Below are 3,191 nucleotides of genomic sequence, written 5' to 3'. Positions count from 1 at the left end.
CCTCGCCGACGCGGCGGTGGCCCTCGGGCGTCAGGTGCAGCCGGTCGTCGTGCCACAGCCGCACGTCGCGGAGGACGTCGGCGCCGTAGAGGTCGACGACCAGGGCGCCGTGCCGCGCGGCGAGGTCGTCGACGTGTGCGAAGAGCCGCTCCATCCGCGGCCTGACCCGCTCCAAGACCCGGCCGTCGCGCCCGGGGCTGCGCATCAGCACCAGCTGCTTGCAGTTCGGCGCCAGCCGCGCCACCGCCTCTTCGAGCACGCCGCACACCCGGTCCATGTCGCAGCGCGGCCGGATCGCGTCGTTGAGGCCGCCGACGAGGGTGATGACGTCGGCCTCCATGGCGGCGGCCCGGTCGACCTGCTCGTCGAGGATCTGGCGGATGAGCTTGCCGCGAACGGCCAGGTTCGCGTAGCGGAAGCCGGGTTGCGCCGCCGCGAAGCGGGCCGCGAGGAGGTCCGCCCAGCCGCGGTAGGAGCCGTCGGGCTGGAGGTCGGACATGCCTTCGGTGAAGGAGTCGCCGACCGCGACGAAGCTGGTGTATCGGGCGTTCACGTCCGCCGATCCTACCCGCCGCCGCGGCCCGGCCTCCCCGCGGCCGGGCCGCAGGTCAGGACCGGCTGCCGACCAGCTCGCGGAGCACGTCCTCCATGGTCACCAGCCCCGTCACCCGGTCCTCCTCGTCGGTCACCGCGGCCAGATGGGTGCGGCTGCGGCGCATGGCGGTCAGCACGTCGTCCAGCGGCGCGCTCCCGCGCACCCGGGCGATGCGGCGCATCGCCGTACGCGGGAAGGGCGCCTCGCGGTCGGCGGCGCCGAGGGCGTCCTTGACGTGCAGATAGCCCAGGATCCGGCGGCTGTCGTCCACCACCGGGAAACGGGAGAAGCCCGAGGCCACGGCCAGGGCCTCCAGCGCCTCCGGGGTGACGCCGACGGGCGCGGTCACCACGTGCCCGGTGGGCACCACCACGTCGCCCACGGGGCGGCGGCCCAGCTCCAGCGAGTCCCGCAGCCGCTCGGCGGAGCGGTCGTCGAGCAGCGCGGCCTCGGCGGAGTCCGCGACCATCCGGGCCAGGTCGGCGTCGGAGAACGACGCCGCGACCTCGTCGCGGGTCTGCACGCGCAGCAGCCGCAGCAGCGCGTTGGCGAAGGCGTTGACGGTGAAGACGACGGGGCGCAGCGCGCGGGTGAGCGCGACCAGCGGCGGGCCCAGCAGCAGCGCGGAGCGCACCGGGTCGGCCAGCGCCACGTTCTTCGGGACCATCTCGCCCAGCAGCATGTGCAGGTAGGTGGCCACGGCCAGGGCGATGGCGAACGAGATCGGGTGCACCAGCCCGTGCGGCACCCCCACCGCGTCGAAGAGCGGCTCCAGCAGGTGCGCGATGGCCGGCTCGGCGACGACGCCGAGGACCAGCGTGCACAGCGTGATGCCGAGCTGGGCCGACGCCATCAGCGTGGAGACGTGCTCCAGGCCCCAGATCACCCGGCGCGCCCGGCGGTCGCCGTCCTGGGCGTACGGCTCGATCTGGCTGCGCCGCACCGAGATGAGCGCGAACTCCGCGCCCACGAAGAAGGCGTTGAGCACCAGCGTCAGCAGGCCGACGATCAACTGGACGGCGGTCATCCGTCCTCCCCCCTTCCGGCGGCCGTGCCGCCGCCCCTGCCCTTGCCCCTGCCGCTGCTGCCGCCGCCGGCGCCCGAGCTGCTTGTGTCGCCACCGTCGTCGGCGCCGTCGGCCTCCGAGCCCGGCGGCGGGGCGTGCAGCAGGACGCGCGCCGCGCGCCGCCCGGTCGCGTCCACCACGTCCAGCCGCCAGCCGCCGACGTCCAGCGCGTCCCCGTCGACGGGGATGCGGCCCAGCTCGGTGGCGACGAGCCCGGCCAGCGTCTCGTACGGGCCCTCCGGTACCCGCAGCCCGATCTCCGCGAGCTGGTCGGGGCGCACCCGGCCGTCGGCGTCGAAGAGCATCCGGCCGTCCGGGGCCGCACCGCTGGGCAGCAGGTCGGGCGTCTCCAGCGGGTCGTGCTCGTCCCGCACCTGCCCGATGACCTCCTCCACGACGTCCTCCATGGTGACCACCCCGGCGGTGCCGCCGTACTCGTCGATCACGACCGCCATGGACCGCTTGTCCGTCAGCCGGTCCATCAGATGGTCGACGGGCAGCGTCTCGGGCACCGGCACCGGCTCCCGCAGCAGCCGGGTCAGCGGGTGGCGGGAGCGGCGGTCGGCGGGGATGCCGAGGACGTCCTTGACGTGCACGTAGCCGAGGACGGTGTCGAGATTGCCGCGGTAGACGGGGAAGCGGGACAGGCCGGTGGCGCGGGAGGCGTCGACGACGTCCCCGACGGTGGCGTCCGCGTCCAGCGCGACGACCTGCATCCGGGGCGTCATCACGTTCTCCGCCGTCAGATTCGCGAGCCCCAGGGTACGGACGAACAGCTCGGCGGTGTCGGCCTCCAGCGAGCCCTTCTTCGCCGAGTGCCGGGCCAGCGCGGCGAGTTCCTGCGGGCTGCGCGCGGACGCCAGCTCCTCGGCCGGCTCCAGGCCCATCAGCCGCAGCACCCGGTTGGCGGTGTTGTTCAGGTGGCGGATGAACGGGCGGAAGAGGGCGCTGAACGTGCGCTGGAACGCCGCGACGTTCTTGGCCATGGCCAGGGGGCGGGAGATGGCCCAGTTCTTCGGCACCAGCTCGCCGACGACCATGAGCACGACGGTCGACAGCGCCGTGCCCAGCACGAGCGCGACGCTGGAGGTGGCCGAGTCCGGTACGCCCGCCGCCCGCAGCGGGCCGTGGAGAAGGGCCGCGACGGACGGCTCGGCGAGCATGCCGACGACGAGGTTGGTGACGGTGATGCCGAGCTGTGCGCCGGAGAGCTGGAAGGTCAGGCTGCGTACGGCCTGCAGGGCGCCGGCCGCGCCGCGCTCGCCGCGGTCCACGGCCCGCTCCAGCTCGGCCCGCTCCACCGTCGTCAGCGAGAACTCGGCGGCCACGAACAGGCCGCAGGCCAGGCAGAGCGCCAGGGCCAGGACCAGCAGCAGCACTTCGGTCATCGGGTCACCTCCGTCTCATGATCACGCAGGGCCGCGGCGGTCGCGCGGCGGCAGTCAGCCGGCGGCAAGCGGCTTGACCCAGCGCCTCCACTGCTCCTGGCGCTCGTAGCCCCCGGCGTGCCACGCGTGGTGTGCCCGCTCG

3 protein-coding genes are annotated in these 3,191 nt (G+C 74.4%); all 3 read right to left on the bottom strand.

Translation table 11 applies throughout. The features are described 5' to 3' along the window. On the bottom strand, window positions 1-499 hold a 499-nt coding region (locus H5J30_RS23685), incomplete at its 3' end, for an SGNH/GDSL hydrolase family protein (RefSeq protein WP_258563504.1). 109 nt (window positions 500-608) lie between these two features. After that, window positions 609-1,622 carry a hemolysin family protein gene (locus H5J30_RS23680; RefSeq protein ID WP_181789394.1) on the bottom strand — a complete coding sequence of 338 codons (1,014 nt, stop codon included), beginning with the start codon at window positions 1,620-1,622 and terminating at the stop codon, window positions 609-611. Next, entirely contained in the window at window positions 1,619-3,049 is a 1,431-nt protein-coding gene (locus tag H5J30_RS23675; RefSeq protein ID WP_181789393.1) for a hemolysin family protein, read from the bottom strand. The genes H5J30_RS23680 and H5J30_RS23675 overlap by 4 nt, the downstream gene beginning before the upstream one ends. Window positions 3,050-3,191 lie beyond the last annotated feature (142 nt).

It is taken from the genome of Streptomyces phytophilus (genome assembly GCF_013870535.1).
Taxonomy (GTDB): domain Bacteria; phylum Actinomycetota; class Actinomycetes; order Streptomycetales; family Streptomycetaceae; genus Streptomyces; species Streptomyces phytophilus.
The sequence above is the reverse complement of the archived record's forward strand: the minus strand, read 5'-3'. Positions and strand labels throughout refer to the sequence as shown.

What these genes read in the sequence shown, in the direction of transcription:
- H5J30_RS23680 (WP_181789394.1), bottom strand. Translation starts at nt 1,622, where the DNA reads ATGACCGCCGTCCAGTTGATCGTCGGCCTGCTGACGCTGGTGCTCAAC.
- H5J30_RS23675 (WP_181789393.1), bottom strand. Translation starts at nt 3,049, where the DNA reads ATGACCGAAGTGCTGCTGCTGGTCCTGGCCCTGGCGCTCTGCCTGGCC.